Below are 15,607 nucleotides of genomic sequence, written 5' to 3'. Positions count from 1 at the left end.
GAAGGGAATACGTCATGCAAAAAACCGCGCTTTTTTCCGCTGTCTTCCTCTTTCTTGTCACGCTCTCCCTGCCGCTGCCGGCAGTGAGCGGGGAGGCCGGAAACCCCATCGTCGTCCCTCTCTGGCAGGCCGCAACCGAGGACCTGGCGGCAGAGTTCTTCCGACTGAAGAGCGAGCACGACGCGCTCATCGACAAGGCTGCGGTGATCCGCTCCCGGATGGAGGAGATCGTCATCGAGCTCAAGAAGCGTGAGGCACCGCCGACGGCAAGGAGCAGGCAGCTGATCATTGGGAACACGATCGGAATCGGCCCTCTCGTTCCCAATCTTCTCTCGGGCGATCCGAGAACCGCAGATCCGTTCTACCAGGTTGTGGATAAGGCCGAGAAAAAACTGACGGCCTGCTTCGCCTTCGATCCGGTTGTCGACAGGGTGAGCGGATTCGTCCGTCTCATCATATATCTGCGCATCAGGGTAGACGGTAGTGTAGACGGCGCCAACGTGGAGACGAGCGTGTCCACAACGCCAACGGTCGAGGAGTGCGTCACAGGCATCTTCAAGCAGATGACGTTTCCGACAAGAGCAGAACGTTCCCTGATTGAACTCGTCCTTGCCTACGAATAGGCAAGGAGCAGCTCACCCTTTCTTTTACCACCCCACAGGGTGGTTTCGTCTTGTTAAATGTCCGCAAGATGATAAACTGCCCCTTATTATGACAGCGCAGGAACTTCGAGAGAAATACATTTCTTTCTTTGAATCTAAGGGCCACAAACGTATCCCCTCGGCTTCCCTTATCCCAGAGAATGATCCCACCGTGCTGTTTACGACGGCCGGTATGCACCCGCTGGTGCCGTATCTTTTGGGCGAGCCTCATCCTGCCGGCAAGCGTCTTGTGGATGTACAAAAATGCGTGCGCACGGGCGATATTGACGAGGTGGGAGATAGCACGCACCTCACGTTTTTTGAGATGCTTGGCAACTGGTCTCTTGGAGATTATTTCAAACGTGAAGCTATTGAGTGGAGCTTTACTTTTCTCACGAAGGAGCTCGGCATTCCGCTTGAAAAACTTGCCGTGAGTGTCTTTGCCGGTGAAGAGGGAATCCCGCGCGACGAAGAATCGGCCGGGCTATGGAAGTCGTTTGGTGTGCCGGTGGAGCGTATCGCTTATCTTGGACGGAAAGATAATTGGTGGGGGCCGGCAGGACAAACGGGACCCTGCGGACCAGACACCGAGATGTTTTATTGGACGGGCGCCGAGACGGCACCAGCCACTTTTGACTCAAGCGACAAACACTGGGTGGAGATTTGGAATGACGTATTCATGCAGTACAACAAAACAGCCGACGGACGCTTTGAGCTTCTCGCAAAACCCAATGTAGACACCGGCATGGGTTTTGAGCGCACCCTTGCGGTTCTTAACGGGCACACAAGTGTCTACGAAACAGAGCTTTTTGCTCCCATCTTGAAAACTATCGAGCGCGTAACAGCCGCACGTGCCAAAGGCCATCTGCGCTCTTTGCGCATCATTGCTGACCACCTACGTGCGGCGGTGATGATCGTTGCCGATGGTGTTGAACCTTCGAACAAAGATCAAGGATACATCCTACGACGCCTCATTCGTCGGTCTATTCGTGAAATCTCGCGTCTTGCACACGCTCCTGCAGAAGTTCGCGAAATCCTTGACGCTATTATTGATACGCTTAAGGAACCCTACCCGATGCTTGTCGAAAAAGCTGAGCATATTGTTGGGGTTGTTGAGCAGGAAGGAAAAAAGTTTTCTGGAACACTTCAAAAAGGTCTCAAAGAGTTTGAACGAATCTTCTCCGCAAAAGAATTTGTCAGCGGGGAGGATGCTTTCACTCTCTACACGACCTTTGGGTTTCCTTTGGAGCTTACAGAGGAGCTTGCCCGTGAGAGGGGACAGACGATCGATCGTGCCACCTTCGAGGCCGAGTTTCGTAAACACCAAGACCTCTCCCGTGCGGGATCGGAGCAAAAATTTACTGGTGGACTAGCTGATCATTCGGAGGAATCCAAGCGTCTGCATACTGCAACGCACCTGCTCCATCAGGCCTTGCGTACTGTTCTTGGAGATCATGTAGAGCAGCGTGGGTCTAATATTACCCAAGAGCGACTTCGTTTTGACTTCTCGCACCCGCAAAAAATGACCGAGGAAGAAAAACAGCGTGTCGAAGAAATCGTTAATGAGCACATAGAAAAGACTCTCCCGGTCCGTTTTGAAATGCTTACATTTGAGGAAGCAAAAGCGAGAGGAGCTATTGGGCTGTTCGAGGATAAATACGCACAGATTGGCGAGAAGCTGAAAGTTTACTTTGTTGGAAGTGAGGAGGCCGGACATTTCTCTAAAGAAGTTTGTGGCGGACCGCATGTGGAGAACACAAAAGAATTAGGGCATTTCCGTATCTTAAAGGAGGAGGCTGTTTCGGCTGGCGTTCGCCGTATCAAGGCAATTTTGAGTGCTTGACAGCAGAAAACAGAACGCGTAACCTATCGGCACTTCGCCCTATCCACAACTCTCTTGCATTTTTTGGCTAAAATGATAGACTTCCGCAAGCCTATGGATTCGAACAAGCAGTTTATTGAGGTTCGCGGAGTCGTGGAGGAGCTTTTACCAAGTGCGCAATTCAAGATTCGACTTGAAAGCGGTCAGGTGATCCATGGTCACTTGGCGGGAAAAATGCGTATGCACCGCATCCACCTATTGCCGGGGGATGAGGTCAAAGTTGAAATGAGCCCGTACGACCTAACGAAGGGTCGCGTGGTCTATCGTTTCTAAGGGCAAGACGTGAACATGAAAGTCCGCGCCTCTGTAAAAAAGATTTGTCGTGATTGCAAAGTCGGCCGTCGCAACGGCCGCGTCATTGTTATTTGTAAGAATCCTAAACATAAGCAGCGTCAGGGCTAACCTATGGCAACCGCACGTATCGCCGGCGTCAGTCTTCCTTCCGAAAAGCCCATTCACATTGCGCTTACGGCTATCTATGGAGTCGGCCGAGCAACGGCAGGCCGTGTGCTCTCGCAAGCGGGCGTGGACGCCAAACTCCGCACAAAGGAGCTTACCGACGTGCAGGTGACGAAAATCCGCGACCAGATTGAAAAGAAGCTGCGTGTAGAAGGGGAATTGCGCCGTGAAGTACTCGGCAATGTGAAGCGCTTGCGAGAAATCGGCAGTTATCGCGGCTCGCGCCACGGGAAGAACCTTCCTGTTCGCGGACAACGGACACGAACCAACTCTCGCACCGTGCGTGGAAACGTCCGTAAGACTACCGGATCTGGACGCCGTGTGCTTACCAAGACTTAATCTGTATGTCAGAAACCACACAAGCACAACCAGCAGAGATCAAAGAAGGCAAGGCGAAATCGGCCGCGCCTGCTACACGAGCAAAGGCGCGCAAGAAAACCATGCGCCAGGTGAGCGTTGGAAATATGTATATTCAGGCGACCTTCAACAACACGATTGTGACGGCTACCGATTTGAATGGGAACGCACTTGCGTGGGCGAGCTCTGGGAACTGTGGATTCAAGGGGCCGCGGAAATCCACACCTTATGCGGCAACGGTTATTTTGAAAACACTTGCCGAAAAGCTGAAGGACACCGGACTCAAAGATGTACACGTGTTCGTGAAAGGTATAGGTTCCGGACGCGACTCCGCGGTGCGCAGTATTAATGCACAGGGTTTTAACGTGCTCTCCATTAAGGATCTGACCCCTATTCCGCATAACGGCTGCCGTCCTCCGCGGCCCCGCCGTCTCTAAACCTTATGGCACGCATTCTCAAACCCATTGGAAAGATGAGCCGCCGCGAGGGAGTGGCGCTCGACGATAATCCAAAGAACGCCGCGCGTCGCCGCCCGGGAGGTCCGGGCCAGCATGGGGCTGTGCAGGCACGTCCAAAGCGTTCTTCTGGATACGGCATTCAGTTGCGCGAAAAGCAAAAAGCAAAGCGTCAATACGGTATTCTGGAGCGCCAGTTCCGCAACTATTTTGAGAAAGCAACGCGGAAGAAAGGAAATACGTCAGAGTATTTGGTTCAGGCGCTTGAGATGCGCCTTGACAATGTTATTTATCGTCTTGGATTCGGTCTCTCTCGCCGGCACGCTCGTCAGTTGGTAAATCATGGATTTTTCATGGTGAATGGGAAGAAGGTTGACATCCCGTCCTACCACACGGGTGTTGGAGACACGGTCACCATCAAAGAGAACAAGCGCCAAAAGCCTGTCTTCTCCACGCTCTCTGAGCGTCTTGCAAAGCAGAAAACACCCTCATGGCTTCATGTGGATCCGGCAAGCACTACAGGAAAAGTAACCTCTATCCCTGCGGGCGAAGACCTCAAGCAAATTTTTGACCCAACACTTATCGTGGAATTTTATTCCCGCTAATTTTATGGAGAATATTCTCTTGCCAACCAAGGTGAGCGTAGAGGAAGGCGCCACCCCCCGTGAGGCCCAGCTCGTTGTCGAGCCATGCTTTCACGGCTATGGAACGACTGCAGGCAATGCGCTCCGTCGCGTTCTTCTCTCCTCGCTTGTCGGGGCTGCGGTGACGGCGGTGAAAATTAAGGGCGTGACGCATGAGTTCCAAGCGATTCCGGGCGTGAAGGAAGACGTGCTCCAGATCATTTTGAATTTGAAGCAGCTGCGTGTGCGTTTGCACACGGACGAGCCGGTAAAGCTCATGCTGCGCGCGACAGGAGAAGGAGAAGTGACGGGGGCAAGTATCGAGCCGAATGCCGAAGTGGAAGTCGTTAACCCCGCGCACGTGCTCTGCACCATGACGGAGGCAAAAGCAGGGCTGGAAATGGAAATTACGGTGGAAAAAGGACGCGGATTCCGGCCAACGGAAAAAGTGCGCAAGGGTGGGGAAGATCTGGGCACCATCGCGGTGGACGCTCTCTTTTCGCCCGTCCGCAATGTGTCTTATCGCGTAGAAGCGACTCGCGTAGGGGAGATCACGGATTACGACAAGCTCATCATGACGATTGAGACGGACGGAACAATTTCTCCAAAAGATGCTGTGCGCGACTCCACAAAAATTCTGATGGACTACTTCACAACGGTATCAAACGGTCTTGGGGAAACGGAGGCGACCTCCTAACTATGCGTCATCGAAGCACAAAAGTAACTCTTGATAGAAAAAGCGCCGCGCGCCGCGCGCTCCTTTCCGGTTTAGCGCAAAGCGTTATTCTTTACGAAAGGGTTCAAACAACCCGCGGAAAGGCAAAGGCGGTGCGCCCGTATCTGGAACGTTTGATTGAATACGGAAAAGAAGGCACGCTTGCCGGCCGGCGGAAACTTTTGGCGGAACTCCCAGACGAGCTTGCGGTAAAAAAGACTATTGAAGTCCTCGGTCCGCGGTATATGCAGCGTACGGGCGGATATGTTCGTCTAACAAATCTCCCCCCGCGCAAAGGAGATGGCGCGGAAGTTATGCAAATCGAGCTTCTGTAATTATGAATCGTCCAACGGAAACACATACGATTGATGCCTCCGGACGCGCCATTGGACGCGTGGCATCGGAAGTTGCCCACATTCTCCAGGGTAAGCATCGTCCGGACTACACGCCGCATATAGACAGCAGTGACGTCGTCGTGGTTTTGCATGCAGGCCAAGTGAAGCTTGATGCGAAAAAAGCGGCCGAAACTTTCCATATTCGCCATAGTGGACATCCGGGCGGATTTCGGAAGGTGTCGCTTTCGCGCGTGAAAGAAATGGATCCCACACAGTTGATTTCGCACGCGGTGTACTCGATGCTCCCACAGAATAAATTGCGAACCAATCGCATGAAACGGTTAAAATTTGATTCCTCCGTATGACGACAGCAGTGACCAACAACGATCATGGTATTGGACGGCGCAAGCGCGCGGTTGCGCAGGTGAAGCTTGTCCGAGGAACTACAGGCGCTATTCATGTCAACGGCCGTGACGTCAAAGCGTATTTTCCACAGCTTGCCTACCAAGCTATGATTACTGCGCCTCTGCGGCAAACCGGCATGGAAGGGCAGGTCGAGGTGGCTGTGAAGACCTCCGGCGGAGGTGTTGCCGGACAAGCGGGAGCGATCCGACTTGGTATTGCGCGCGCTCTTATTGCTTGGAATCCGGACTTCCGACCCGTCCTCAAAAAAGAAGGGATGCTCACGCGTGACGCGCGCCGAAAAGAGCGGAAAAAGTACGGTTTGAAAAAAGCTCGCAGAGCTCCGCAGTGGGCAAAACGCTAGAAATTGGGTACCATACGGCCATGAGCCGGCTTGGGAAAAACACCCTGCAATTAACGCTAGCCTCTGTCGTACAGAAAGCGCTGGCGTTTTTGTATTTTCTTTTTCTCGCTCGTCTGGTGGGCACAGAAAACACCGGGGATTACTTCTTGGCGCTTTCTGTTACAACGATGTTCTCTGTTCTTACAGACATGGGTCTTCAGCCGGTCCTGATTCGCACGGTTGCAAAGGGCTCAGAGAGTTGGCGAGAGATGTTCGCACAAACTATTACCCTGAAAGTGGTTTTTTCCCTTCTTGCGGCACTTCTTGTCCTGCTTTTTGTCTCGGCAATGGGTTATGCGGAGTCTGTGCGCGCACTTGTGGGAGTTGCAATCCTTGTCATGCTTGTGGATGCCATTACCCTTACCATGTACGGGCTTCTTCGGGGCGTACAGGTTCTCACATTCGAGTCTGTTGGGATGTTCGTGGGGCAGGGGATCACGGTTGTTGTGGGAGTAATCGCTCTTATCCTCCATGCTCCGCTTGTGTGGCTTGTGGTCGCCCTTCTTGCCGGAAGTGCATGGAACGCTGTTTTTTCGACCGTTATCGTTGTCCGCCGCTTCGGTATTTCTCTTCTTCGTCCCGCCTTGTCTTTGCAGGGTATGAGACACCTCCTTTACCTTGCCGTCCCCTTCGCCCTCTCCGGCATTTTCGTGAAGGGCTATTCCTATCTGGATACGATCCTTCTCTCTACGTACTTTACGGCTACTGACGTAGGGTACTACGCTGTTGCCTACAAGTTGACCTACGCCTTCCAGTTTTTGCCTATGGCCTTTGCGGCGGCGCTTTATCCAGCAATGAGTGCGTATGTAGCAAAGGAGCGCGAAAAACTTTCCGGTGCGTTTGAGGATGCGGTGGAGTATATGATGGTGCTGGCAACCCCCATTGCATTTGGCATCTGGGCGGTTGCGCCAGAGCTTATCGTGCAAACCGTTGGGCAGGAATTTCTTGGCGCTGTCGCCCCTCTGCAAATTCTCGTTTTTGCGACGATCCCACTCTTCTTAGACTTTCCTGTCGGCTCGCTTTTGAATGCTGCGCACCGCCAGACCCTCAAGACAAGTCTTATGGGTGCGACGTTCATCATGAATGCGGCAGCAAACATTTTTCTTGTCCCGCGTTTCGGCACCACCGGAGCTGCCACAGCCGCTCTCGGAAGCTTCCTCTTTCTCTTTTTCTCGGGTCTTTTGTTCGTTCCGCGCATAACTACTCTTCACACGAGACGCCTTCTTGGAAAACTCTCCCGTATCCTGCTGGTTGGAGGAGTAATGGCCTTGATTGTTTACCTCGCCCTCGACACGATAGGACTATTCTTTGCTATTACTTTTGGCGCCATTGTCTACGTAGGGGGTCTTTGGATTGTGCGTGTGCTTTCTCGCGAACGCGTAAAGACTCTCCTTGCCCTCTGCCGCCCTTGAGTTATGCAGCATATTTTGCTCACGCTTGAATACCCTCCGCAAAAAGGCGGCATCGCACGCTATCTTGAAGCCGTGGTGAAATGTTTCCCCCAATCCTTTGAGGTCTGGTCGTCGAGACTTCTCACACACAGAGCATGGCCTGCCTGGCTGCCGGCTCTTTTGCGCACCATTCGGCTGCCTGGCAAAACGACTCTTTGGGTGAGCCATGTGCACCCGATGGGGAGTGTCGCTTTTATCACGCGATTATTTCGCCGAGTCTCGTACATCGTGATTTTACACGGTATGGATTTTCGCCTCGGGACGCGCAATGCCTGGAAGCGATGGCTTACACGGAGAATCCTGCGGGGAGCGCGTCTTGTGGTGTGTAATTCCGAAACGCTCGCAGAGGAAATCCGGCAATTTGATAATTCTTGCGCAGTTCTCCCTGTACGGCCGACTCTTCCCGTGTCTATGGAGCCGCTTCTCTCGCACCCTGTCTCCGCTGCAATGTCCGCGCCTTGCCGGCTTCTCACTGTGTCACGGCTTGTCGCAAGAAAAAATCATGGACGAATCCTTGAGGCACTTGTAGAACTTCCAGACGTCACGTACACCATTGTTGGGGAGGGGCCGGAGCGCGCATCTCTGGAAAAACAGGCGCGTGAGCTGGGTGTTTCTTCGCGGGTACATTTTCTTACCCCAGAGGACGATCGCGCTCTACTGGATGTATGGCGGTCGGCTGATATATTTACCTTTATCCCTTCCTCAACAACGCAGGATGTCGAAGGGTTTGGTATTGTGTATCTCGAGGCTGGAGCCGCCGGCCTTCCTATTATTGCCTCAAACGAGAAAGCGATTGGCGAAGCTGTATCTCCTGACGGGGCTATACACGTCCCCTCGCAGGATACGCGCGCTCTTGTCGATGCCATCCAAGAGCTTTCGTGTGATCCAGAAAGACGCCGAAAGATGGGAGAGGCGAATCGTGCGTTTGTACAAAAAGGGTTCCTTAAAGAACGTCTGTACGAGCAGTTGTCCCCGTATGTCCTCTGACATCAGCATCATCATCCCTACCTATCAACATGCCAGTACCCTGACGGCGTGTCTTGACTCTGTGTTGGCACAAACCCTCCCACCCGCCGAGATTATTGTTGTAGATGACGGATCCACCGACAATACCCGCACGGTTCTTGCTCCCTATAAGGCGAAGGGGGTTATCATCATCGAGCAGACGAATCAAGGAAGCAACCGTGCGCGAAATGTTGGTTTTGATCGTACAAAGAGCCCGTATGTCCTGTTCCTTGATGCAGATATCGTCATGAAGCCAGGCATGCTTGAAAAGCTCCTGCGAGTCCTTAAGAGTGACGCCACAGCCGCCTACGCCTACTCGGGATTTCGTTTTGGGTGGAAGCAATTTAAAAGTTTCCCATTTTCGAGAGAGCGCTTGCGAAAGATGAATTACGTCCATACGTCGGCGCTCATTCGCCGCGAATGGTTTCCGAGATTTGACGAAGAAGTGAAGCGTTTCCAAGATTGGGATGTGTGGCTTTCTATTCTTCAAAAAGGGGGGAGGGGAGTTTATGTTCCCGAGGAGTTGTTTCACGTCCGTGTGGGACATGGGCGACAGGGAATTTCCTCGTGGCGGCCGTCGGGGCTCTATCGGCTTCCCTGGAAGCTCTTCGGCTGGACACCCCGATCGGTTCGCGCATACGAAAGCGCGCGCGATGCTATCATCCACAAGCATGGTCTATGACGGATATAAGCATTATTTCGGTAAATTATCGATCGGCAGATCATCTGCGGCGCATGGTCGCCTCTCTTCTCCGCCACGCGACATCGTTGTCGTGGGAATTGTTTATTATTAACCACTCCAAAGAGGAGGATCTCTCGGACGTCGTTTCGGACGCGCGGATCCACCTCCTTACACAGGAGAACAGAGGATTTGCCAGCGGTTGCAATCGCGGAATTCGTGAAGCCACAGGAAAGTACCTTCTCTTGCTTAATCCCGACATCGAACTCACAGACGACAGTCTTGCGACACTTCTTGGTCACCTTAATCAAGACACGGAGGTGGGTATTGCCGGCGTGCGCCTCTCTAATCCAGACGGTTCGCCACAGCCGTCGGTCCGAGCTTTTCCCACCCCTCTCAATCAACTTGTTGTCCTGCTAAAACTTCCGCACCTTTTCCCAAAGATTCTCAAACACTACCTCAAAACAGACTTCGATTATCGCAAGACACAGGACGTAGACCAAGTCATGGGCGCGTATTTCCTCATTCGGCGCGCGCTCATAGAAGATATTGGGTTGCTCGACGAGGGATTTTTCTACTGGTTTGAGGAAGTGGATTACTGTAAGCGTGCAAAAGACGCGGGCTGGAAAATTCGCTACTATGCAGATGTCCAGGCACGGCACGCGAAGGGTGGATCGTTTAGTCAGGTGCGTACGCGGGAAAAACAAGCTGTCATCCGTCGAAGCCTCCGCCGTTACATCCGCAAGCATTTCGGCTGGGGAGCGTGGGCGATATTTGTCTTCTTCCACCCGCTTCTGTGGATTCTCGGCCGTATCGCCGATTTCGTCAAACGTTATTAATATGGAGCAATTTTTTGGGAAAACAACATGGGTCACGTTCGGCGGGTTAGCGGCGGCCGTCATTCTTTCCATACTGGTGCGGTACACCCCTCTCGCTCTCCCCATTCTTTTCGCTCTGGGTGTGGGGGCAGCGTGGCTCTACATTCGCCGTCCGTCTGCGGCCCTTCTCGTTGCCTTTGCCGAACTTTTCGCTTTTTCCCACGGGCATCTCATCGAGGCGAATATTGGGCCCGTTGTCCTTACGGAGCGCATTGTCATTTTTGCCGGAATCCTTCTTGGGTGGGGCGTACGCGTTCTGTGGAAGCGCGAGGTGCCACATCTGCGTGACCTTATCCTCCAGCCCTGGGTCTTGGTCGCGGGAGCTGTCGTGAGTGGTCTTCTTGTCGGCATGCAGGAAAATAATCCTCTCACGGCTTTGGACGATGCCAACGGATACTTCTTCGCCCTGTACCTTCTCCCTCTTGCGTCTGTGGCCTGGTCACGCGATATGTGCCGGCAACTTCTCCACGTATTCACGGCTACAGCCCTTTGGGTCGCCATCTTTTCGCTTGGTACCCTCTATCTTTTTACTCATCTTGATGGTATAGCCCTCGTTCCTCTGTATAAATTTATTCGTGATGCGCGCATTGGAGAAATTACCCTCATGAGCGGAGGGTACTGGCGCATATTCCTTCAGAGCCAGATCATCCTTATTCCCACACTCTTCCTTCTTGTGGCCTTTGCGTGGGAACGGAGTCGGGCAGAGAGAACGTGGGTGTGGAGCCTTCTACTAGCAGGTATTGTTCTTAGTCTTTCACGAAGTTTCTGGCTTGGTGGAATGGTTGGCGGCACATTTCTTTTCCTCCTGCTTGTACGGAAATCTTTTTCTCGTACGCTCCGCCTCGCTGGTCGTCTTGTTGCACACGTAGGGGGAAGCCTTCTTTTGATTGTCGCGCTGGTCTTTCTCGTTTTTCCCCTTCCCACGCGTGTCTCCAATCTGCAGGATGTATTTACAAAGCGCGGTACGGAATTTGGCGATGCCGCCATCTCAAGTCGGTGGAAGCTTCTCCCCATCATGTGGGATGGTACGCAGGAACATCTGTGGAGAGGAAATGGATTTGGAAAGGGGTTAGAAGTGCAGAGCGATGATCCGCGCATCCGTGCGCAATATCCGGAGGGGCGGTGGACCACCCACGCATTTGAGTGGGGGTGGCTCGACCTTTGGCTAAAGATGGGGGTTCTTGGCCTTGTAGCGTTTCTGTGGCTTTTTGCTGCATATTTCCGAGCTCTCTGGCATGCCGACGATCAACCATTCTGGCTTCGCGCAGGCTTTTCTGCAGGCCTCCTCACCCTTGCTGTCGTCCATGCATTTTCCCCGTATCTCAACCACCCACTTGGTCTTGGATTTTTCCTCTTTATAACACCGTTCATTCTACGCGAGAGCCGACAAAATCCTTATAGCCTCGCAAAAAATCCCGTATCGAAAGAGGCTTTCCCCCTTCGAGCTGGAGCTGCTTAAGAAGAATGGAACCGCGATGACAGGAAATATAAACATACCCCCCTTCTTCATAAACGGTTCCCGCTGGTTTGAGCAGGCTTCCCGCCGCTAACGCTGCGTCGAGAATTTTGAGTCGTTTGCGTTTCCATGTCGTCCACGTTCCCGGCCACGGACGGTACGCGCGGATCGTCCGATCCAATTGTTCCGCGCTTTCTTTCCAGTCAAGCCGGCCCGAGTCTCGTGTAAGAAGCTGACAGTAGGTGGCGCGCTCGTGTGCTTGTTCGCGCGGTTTGAGGTGCCCTTTTCGATAAGCCTCCAGCGTATCAGCGAGGAGCACGGGGCCCTTGTAGGTAACAATCTGTTCAAGAGCCGGTGTGTCCATGTCGGACGTGAGAGGAATTTCCAACTGTGCAAGGATAGGTCCGTGGTCCATCTCGTGATCGAGTTTCATAATACTGATTCCCGTGACTTCATCACCGGCAAGGATCGCCGAAGGCATAGGGGTAGGACCGCGATGTCGAGGAAGAAGGGACGGGTGCACATTAATGACGCCAAAGGGGGGGAGCGCGAGAAGCTCATCGGGAATCATGCTCCCGTAGGCGACAACAACAAACACATCGGCGCCAAGATCGGCAAGTTTTTTTCGGATATTCTTATCGCGCTTGAGAGAGACCGGTTGGAAAAGATTCACCTTGTAGGCAGCGGCCGCTTGGGCAACAGGGCAGGGGTGAGGTATTTTGTGTCTCCCGGAAGCACGGTCTGGTTGCGTGACAACGGCAAGAACCGTAAACCCCTCATGAATCATGAGAGTATTGAGGAAGGGGACGGCAAGATGGGGTGAACCAAAAAAGACAATGGTCACAAAGCGGACGGCGGCGTGGTAATTCGCGTCGCTTTTTCAATAAACAAAATCCCCTCAAGGTGATCCGTCTCATGCTGCGCCACAATGGCAGGAAGTCCTTCCAGACGAACGCGGGCGGGGTTCCCGAAACGATCTGTATACGAAACAGTCACACAACGGTGGCGACGTACGATGCCCCATATTCCTGGCACCGAAAGGCATCCCTCCTCCGAATCAACTTTGCGAAAAGAAGCACGGGTGATTTCGGGGTTAATAAAAACATGGGGCTCGTTTCCCTTAAGGCCAACGAAGACACGCTTGTGTACACCAACCTGTGGAGCGGCGATGCCGACTCCATCGGCCCCGTGCATTGTTTCAAGAAGATCATCCAAAAATACTTGAAACTCGGTCGTGGAAATTTCCGCGGAATCCACAGGAAGACTTTTCTCCTGAAGAGTGGGGGAAGGATTTGTGATAATCGTCCGGCGGCTCATAGAAATATACGTTCTAGAATAATGGAATCGGGAAGCTTCTGCAAGGCTTGCACGGCTTCGGGAGAAAGGGGAGCGAGAGAGACGGCGCCGTCGGACAGAGGCGTAAGCGAGAGCGCGGGCATATCCGCGTGAAGTTTTTCCACAACGGCATCCAACGTCCCGGGCGCGCCTTTAGCAAGACGAAGAGTGACTTCCTCACGAAAGGGGGCAACGTCAAGGTGCCTACGCGCTTCTAATTCGCGCTCGACGCTACTTGTAGGATCTGATCGCCAAAGGTCCGTGAGGCTCGTTTCGTATGTTTGTAATAAAAGACGCGCTCTTAAACGGTACGCCGCGCCTGCGTACTCGCATACGCGAGCAGGACTGCGCGCGAGTTCTTCGTCGAAAGAGACAAGGGCGACAAGGCCTGTCGAACAGAGGGCTGGAGTGAAAAAGTTCTCGAAGAAAAAGTCTGTGGTAAGAAGGATTCCTAGACGTATGGACGGCTGCGCTCCTCCTTTTTGGACGAGGGTGATTGGCGTGTCGGGAAAATGCCGTGCTAACTCCTTCGCAAGCGCCGAAAGGCCTGGAGCAACAAGGCGCACTTCTCCGCCGCACCGTCTGCAGGTTTCCGGGCGGCGCGTGGCACGCACACACGTGTTGCACCACAGGTGTGTGTCATAGACGGCCAGTCGCTTTTTGCATGTACCGCATACCTCCACAAACTGGCAGACACGACATGTCATCGCGCGAGCCACGCCTTTGCGGTTCAACACAAGCCACGCCGTCTTGCGAGACTGCAGGGTTTCACGAACTGCAGAGAGGAGATCATCCGAAAGCAGTGGATGCTTACGCGAAGATGCCGCCATGGGAACAACGATGGCATTAGCGAGAACGGAGAGAATTCCCTCATGCTTCGTCATTGTCTTGTAAGCAAATAGATCTTGGATGCCCGGAAGGGAACCCGAGGAAATGATCGGGCATCGGCGCACGGCAGACCATGCCGCGGCGATGCGGCGCGCGTCGTAGCGCGGATTTCGATCTGTCTGGGCATGCTCTGCAACCGTGCTGCGCGCAACAACAATACTCCCCAGCACACGCGGCGGAGGAAGAAGAGTACTTGCACGTGTGCCCACAAGAATTGGAATATCTCCGCTCCGCCAGAGGGAAGCAATCTTTGCCCGTTGCGAGAGCTTCTGCGAGGTGTCGTAGATGCGCACGCGAGGAAGGGCACCGGCAAGAACGCCAGCGGCAACCCCCGCGTCGTGCGCATGTGGGACAAGAAGAAGGGTGGGGGCACGGCGTTTTTTATGAAGGAGAAGCGCGAGTATGGCGCTTTCCGCGACATCTGCCGTCTGGATAAATCCTGCATTTCCCGAAGCGGCAAGCGCCGAGGTCAAAAGACCGAGCTCGTTGCGCGAAAAACGATGTGTATCAGACTTTATAAGTGAAAGGGCAGACGGTTTTTCAGTAAAAATCCGTGCAGAAAGCAGAACGGAGGAAGGGGACTGGAATGTCCACGCCGCTGCCTCTTCATATACACGCAACTCTTCAGGATTTAAAAAACGCCCGACAAGCCGTTCGATCGGTTTTATCGCACGCGAAGGCGCGGCCCCAGAAAGGCGGGCGACAACAGCTTCTACGCGCCGCCCACGCCAGAGAACCTCCACAAGATCTCCCACGCATACCTGTGTGTCTCCGGCTGGAGGAAGCGCATACGTAAAAGCATGGAGTCTTCGTGGCAGACGCACAAGAGGGTAAACGTCTGCGAACATACTCAACGTATATGAAACTGCGCGACAAGATAACCCACGCCAAGCGGCGCCTGGTAAGAGAGGACTTCCGTTTTGAACAATGTTTTTTCCAGCATCCCGTAGAGGATGAGAAGCGGGCGCAACATACTTTCGTGCGCACGCTCGATGACATTATCGGGAATGGTGAGGAGTTGCGCAGCGCTCCCCTGATTCACCGCCTGTACCAAAGCTGATTCAAACTGTTTCCCCTCAGGCGCGTAGCCTGCGGGCGAGGTGCTCTCAAGTGCGTGGGACAAATCGCCTGCAGCAATGACGGCAATACGCTCAGGCGCTTCATCAAAGACGTCGCGGACAATCTGCCCAAATTGAAAATGTTCTTTGCGGGACAGGTCGCTGAATGCGAGCGGGAGAACGTGCACATCGGGGAGCTTCTCTGCAAGGAGCCGTAAAGCAACACTTGTGCCGTATTCCAAGACAGCGTTTGTCGAAAGAGTGAAAGGAGTATGTTCTTTGCGCACACGCCTCTGAAGGCGATCCGTAAGCGCGTGTGTAGCCGAGAACTTTTGCGGGCTAGAGAGATCTCCAAACGCATGAAGATTCGCCTCGTACCAGGGGGCTGCGTCTATACTAAACGCATCCGTATAGTGCTCACCGTGCCCGGAAAGAATACATAAAACATCCGGCTTCAAAACATAGAGATGCTCGGCAACCTCGCGTACGGCCGCGCGGGTCGGCTCAAGCAGACCTGTATCTTCCGCATGGATGGAAGGTAAAAGAAGAGGGGAGTGAGGGATGCACGCAGCATGGATAAACATA

At 53.4% G+C, this 15,607-nt stretch carries 20 protein-coding genes; 16 read left to right on the top strand and 4 right to left on the bottom strand.

Going from position 1 to position 15,607, the window contains the following annotated elements; genetic code table 11:
- The first annotated feature begins 14 nt into the window (after positions 1 to 14).
- The 16 genes from HYW18_03285 (at position 15) to HYW18_03210 (ending at position 11,744) form a co-directional block, all read left to right on the top strand.
- The gene (locus HYW18_03285) at positions 15 to 623 is read left to right on the top strand and encodes a hypothetical protein (protein MBI2485143.1); all 609 of its coding nucleotides are present in this window, start codon (positions 15 to 17) and stop codon (positions 621 to 623) included.
- Positions 624 to 711: 88 nt separating this feature from the next.
- Entirely contained in the window at positions 712 to 2,484 is a 1,773-nt protein-coding gene (locus HYW18_03280) for an alanine--tRNA ligase (GenBank protein MBI2485142.1), read from the top strand.
- A gap of 93 nt (positions 2,485 to 2,577) precedes the next feature.
- On the top strand, positions 2,578 to 2,796 hold the full coding sequence (gene infA, locus HYW18_03275; GenBank protein MBI2485141.1) for a translation initiation factor IF-1: 219 nt from the start codon (positions 2,578 to 2,580) through the stop codon (positions 2,794 to 2,796).
- A gap of 15 nt (positions 2,797 to 2,811) precedes the next feature.
- Complete coding sequence (gene rpmJ, locus HYW18_03270) at positions 2,812 to 2,925, top strand: 50S ribosomal protein L36 (GenBank protein ID MBI2485140.1); 114 nt, start codon at positions 2,812 to 2,814, stop codon at positions 2,923 to 2,925.
- A gap of 3 nt (positions 2,926 to 2,928) precedes the next feature.
- A complete protein-coding gene (gene rpsM / locus HYW18_03265) occupies positions 2,929 to 3,321 on the top strand; it encodes a 30S ribosomal protein S13 (protein ID MBI2485139.1) in 393 nt (130 codons plus the stop codon).
- Between the two features lie 5 nt (positions 3,322 to 3,326).
- Complete coding sequence (gene rpsK, locus HYW18_03260) at positions 3,327 to 3,776, top strand: 30S ribosomal protein S11 (GenBank protein MBI2485138.1); 450 nt, start codon at positions 3,327 to 3,329, stop codon at positions 3,774 to 3,776.
- A 5-nt stretch (positions 3,777 to 3,781) separates the two neighbouring features.
- Positions 3,782 to 4,399: a 30S ribosomal protein S4 gene (gene rpsD, locus HYW18_03255; protein MBI2485137.1), complete on the top strand. Its 618-nt coding sequence runs from the start codon at positions 3,782 to 3,784 to the stop codon at positions 4,397 to 4,399.
- A gap of 4 nt (positions 4,400 to 4,403) precedes the next feature.
- Entirely contained in the window at positions 4,404 to 5,114 is a 711-nt protein-coding gene (locus HYW18_03250; protein ID MBI2485136.1) for a DNA-directed RNA polymerase subunit alpha, read from the top strand.
- A 2-nt stretch (positions 5,115 to 5,116) separates the two neighbouring features.
- Positions 5,117 to 5,467, top strand: coding sequence for a 50S ribosomal protein L17 (gene rplQ / locus HYW18_03245; protein MBI2485135.1), 351 nt, complete (start codon positions 5,117 to 5,119; stop codon positions 5,465 to 5,467).
- A gap of 2 nt (positions 5,468 to 5,469) precedes the next feature.
- The gene (rplM, locus tag HYW18_03240; GenBank protein MBI2485134.1) at positions 5,470 to 5,832 is read left to right on the top strand and encodes a 50S ribosomal protein L13; all 363 of its coding nucleotides are present in this window, start codon (positions 5,470 to 5,472) and stop codon (positions 5,830 to 5,832) included.
- Positions 5,829 to 6,233, top strand: coding sequence for a 30S ribosomal protein S9 (gene rpsI, locus HYW18_03235; GenBank protein MBI2485133.1), 405 nt, complete (start codon positions 5,829 to 5,831; stop codon positions 6,231 to 6,233). Before rplM ends, rpsI begins: the two co-directional genes overlap by 4 nt.
- 20 nt (positions 6,234 to 6,253) lie before the next feature.
- Positions 6,254 to 7,684: an oligosaccharide flippase family protein gene (locus HYW18_03230; protein ID MBI2485132.1), complete on the top strand. Its 1,431-nt coding sequence runs from the start codon at positions 6,254 to 6,256 to the stop codon at positions 7,682 to 7,684.
- A gap of 3 nt (positions 7,685 to 7,687) precedes the next feature.
- Positions 7,688 to 8,710, top strand: a complete 1,023-nt coding sequence (locus tag HYW18_03225; GenBank protein ID MBI2485131.1) for a glycosyltransferase family 4 protein — start codon at positions 7,688 to 7,690, stop codon at positions 8,708 to 8,710.
- Positions 8,700 to 9,410 (top strand): glycosyltransferase family 2 protein, encoded by a 711-nt coding sequence (locus HYW18_03220; protein ID MBI2485130.1) that lies wholly within the window; start codon positions 8,700 to 8,702, stop codon positions 9,408 to 9,410. The genes HYW18_03225 and HYW18_03220 overlap by 11 nt, the downstream gene beginning before the upstream one ends.
- On the top strand, positions 9,407 to 10,246 hold the full coding sequence (locus tag HYW18_03215) for a glycosyltransferase family 2 protein (GenBank protein MBI2485129.1): 840 nt from the start codon (positions 9,407 to 9,409) through the stop codon (positions 10,244 to 10,246). The genes HYW18_03220 and HYW18_03215 overlap by 4 nt, the downstream gene beginning before the upstream one ends.
- Before the next feature lies 1 nt (position 10,247).
- Positions 10,248 to 11,744, top strand: a complete 1,497-nt coding sequence (locus tag HYW18_03210; GenBank protein ID MBI2485128.1) for an O-antigen ligase family protein — start codon at positions 10,248 to 10,250, stop codon at positions 11,742 to 11,744.
- Here HYW18_03210 and HYW18_03205 read toward each other — a convergent pair.
- Genes HYW18_03205 through HYW18_03190 form a run of 4 tightly spaced genes read right to left on the bottom strand, consistent with a single transcriptional unit; the run spans position 11,653 to position 15,606 of the window.
- The gene (locus HYW18_03205; protein ID MBI2485127.1) at positions 11,653 to 12,585 is read right to left on the bottom strand and encodes a methionyl-tRNA formyltransferase; all 933 of its coding nucleotides are present in this window, start codon (positions 12,583 to 12,585) and stop codon (positions 11,653 to 11,655) included. The genes HYW18_03210 and HYW18_03205 overlap by 92 nt on opposite strands.
- Complete coding sequence (gene def / locus HYW18_03200; protein MBI2485126.1) at positions 12,582 to 13,058, bottom strand: peptide deformylase; 477 nt, start codon at positions 13,056 to 13,058, stop codon at positions 12,582 to 12,584. The genes HYW18_03205 and def overlap by 4 nt, the downstream gene beginning before the upstream one ends.
- The gene (locus tag HYW18_03195) at positions 13,055 to 14,812 is read right to left on the bottom strand and encodes a hypothetical protein (GenBank protein ID MBI2485125.1); all 1,758 of its coding nucleotides are present in this window, start codon (positions 14,810 to 14,812) and stop codon (positions 13,055 to 13,057) included. Before HYW18_03195 ends, def begins: the two co-directional genes overlap by 4 nt.
- A gap of 2 nt (positions 14,813 to 14,814) precedes the next feature.
- Entirely contained in the window at positions 14,815 to 15,606 is a 792-nt protein-coding gene (locus tag HYW18_03190) for a hypothetical protein (protein MBI2485124.1), read from the bottom strand.
- Between the last annotated feature and the right edge of the window lies 1 nt (position 15,607).

The organism is Candidatus Uhrbacteria bacterium (genome assembly GCA_016187485.1).
Classification (GTDB): domain Bacteria; phylum Patescibacteriota; class Patescibacteriia; order UBA9934; family UBA10169; genus JACPJO01.
The sequence above is the reverse complement of the archived record's forward strand: the minus strand, read 5'-3'. Positions and strand labels throughout refer to the sequence as shown.

Bases quoted from the DNA above. Each gene is read 5' to 3' on its own strand.
- HYW18_03195 (MBI2485125.1), bottom strand. From the start codon at position 14,812: ATGTTCGCAGACGTTTACCCTCTTGTGCGTCTGCCACGAAGACTCCAT.
- infA (MBI2485141.1), top strand. From the start codon at position 2,578: ATGGATTCGAACAAGCAGTTTATTGAGGTTCGCGGAGTCGTGGAGGAG.
- HYW18_03225 (MBI2485131.1), top strand. From the start codon at position 7,688: ATGCAGCATATTTTGCTCACGCTTGAATACCCTCCGCAAAAAGGCGGC.
- rpmJ (MBI2485140.1), top strand. From the start codon at position 2,812: ATGAAAGTCCGCGCCTCTGTAAAAAAGATTTGTCGTGATTGCAAAGTC.
- rpsM (MBI2485139.1), top strand. From the start codon at position 2,929: ATGGCAACCGCACGTATCGCCGGCGTCAGTCTTCCTTCCGAAAAGCCC.
- HYW18_03280 (MBI2485142.1), top strand. From the start codon at position 712: ATGACAGCGCAGGAACTTCGAGAGAAATACATTTCTTTCTTTGAATCT.
- rpsK (MBI2485138.1), top strand. From the start codon at position 3,327: ATGTCAGAAACCACACAAGCACAACCAGCAGAGATCAAAGAAGGCAAG.
- rplM (MBI2485134.1), top strand. From the start codon at position 5,470: ATGAATCGTCCAACGGAAACACATACGATTGATGCCTCCGGACGCGCC.
- def (MBI2485126.1), bottom strand. From the start codon at position 13,058: ATGAGCCGCCGGACGATTATCACAAATCCTTCCCCCACTCTTCAGGAG.
- HYW18_03285 (MBI2485143.1), top strand. From the start codon at position 15: ATGCAAAAAACCGCGCTTTTTTCCGCTGTCTTCCTCTTTCTTGTCACG.
- HYW18_03220 (MBI2485130.1), top strand. From the start codon at position 8,700: ATGTCCTCTGACATCAGCATCATCATCCCTACCTATCAACATGCCAGT.
- HYW18_03250 (MBI2485136.1), top strand. From the start codon at position 4,404: ATGGAGAATATTCTCTTGCCAACCAAGGTGAGCGTAGAGGAAGGCGCC.
- HYW18_03190 (MBI2485124.1), bottom strand. From the start codon at position 15,606: ATGTTTATCCATGCTGCGTGCATCCCTCACTCCCCTCTTCTTTTACCT.
- rplQ (MBI2485135.1), top strand. From the start codon at position 5,117: ATGCGTCATCGAAGCACAAAAGTAACTCTTGATAGAAAAAGCGCCGCG.
- HYW18_03210 (MBI2485128.1), top strand. From the start codon at position 10,248: ATGGAGCAATTTTTTGGGAAAACAACATGGGTCACGTTCGGCGGGTTA.
- HYW18_03230 (MBI2485132.1), top strand. From the start codon at position 6,254: ATGAGCCGGCTTGGGAAAAACACCCTGCAATTAACGCTAGCCTCTGTC.
- HYW18_03215 (MBI2485129.1), top strand. From the start codon at position 9,407: ATGACGGATATAAGCATTATTTCGGTAAATTATCGATCGGCAGATCAT.
- rpsD (MBI2485137.1), top strand. From the start codon at position 3,782: ATGGCACGCATTCTCAAACCCATTGGAAAGATGAGCCGCCGCGAGGGA.
- rpsI (MBI2485133.1), top strand. From the start codon at position 5,829: ATGACGACAGCAGTGACCAACAACGATCATGGTATTGGACGGCGCAAG.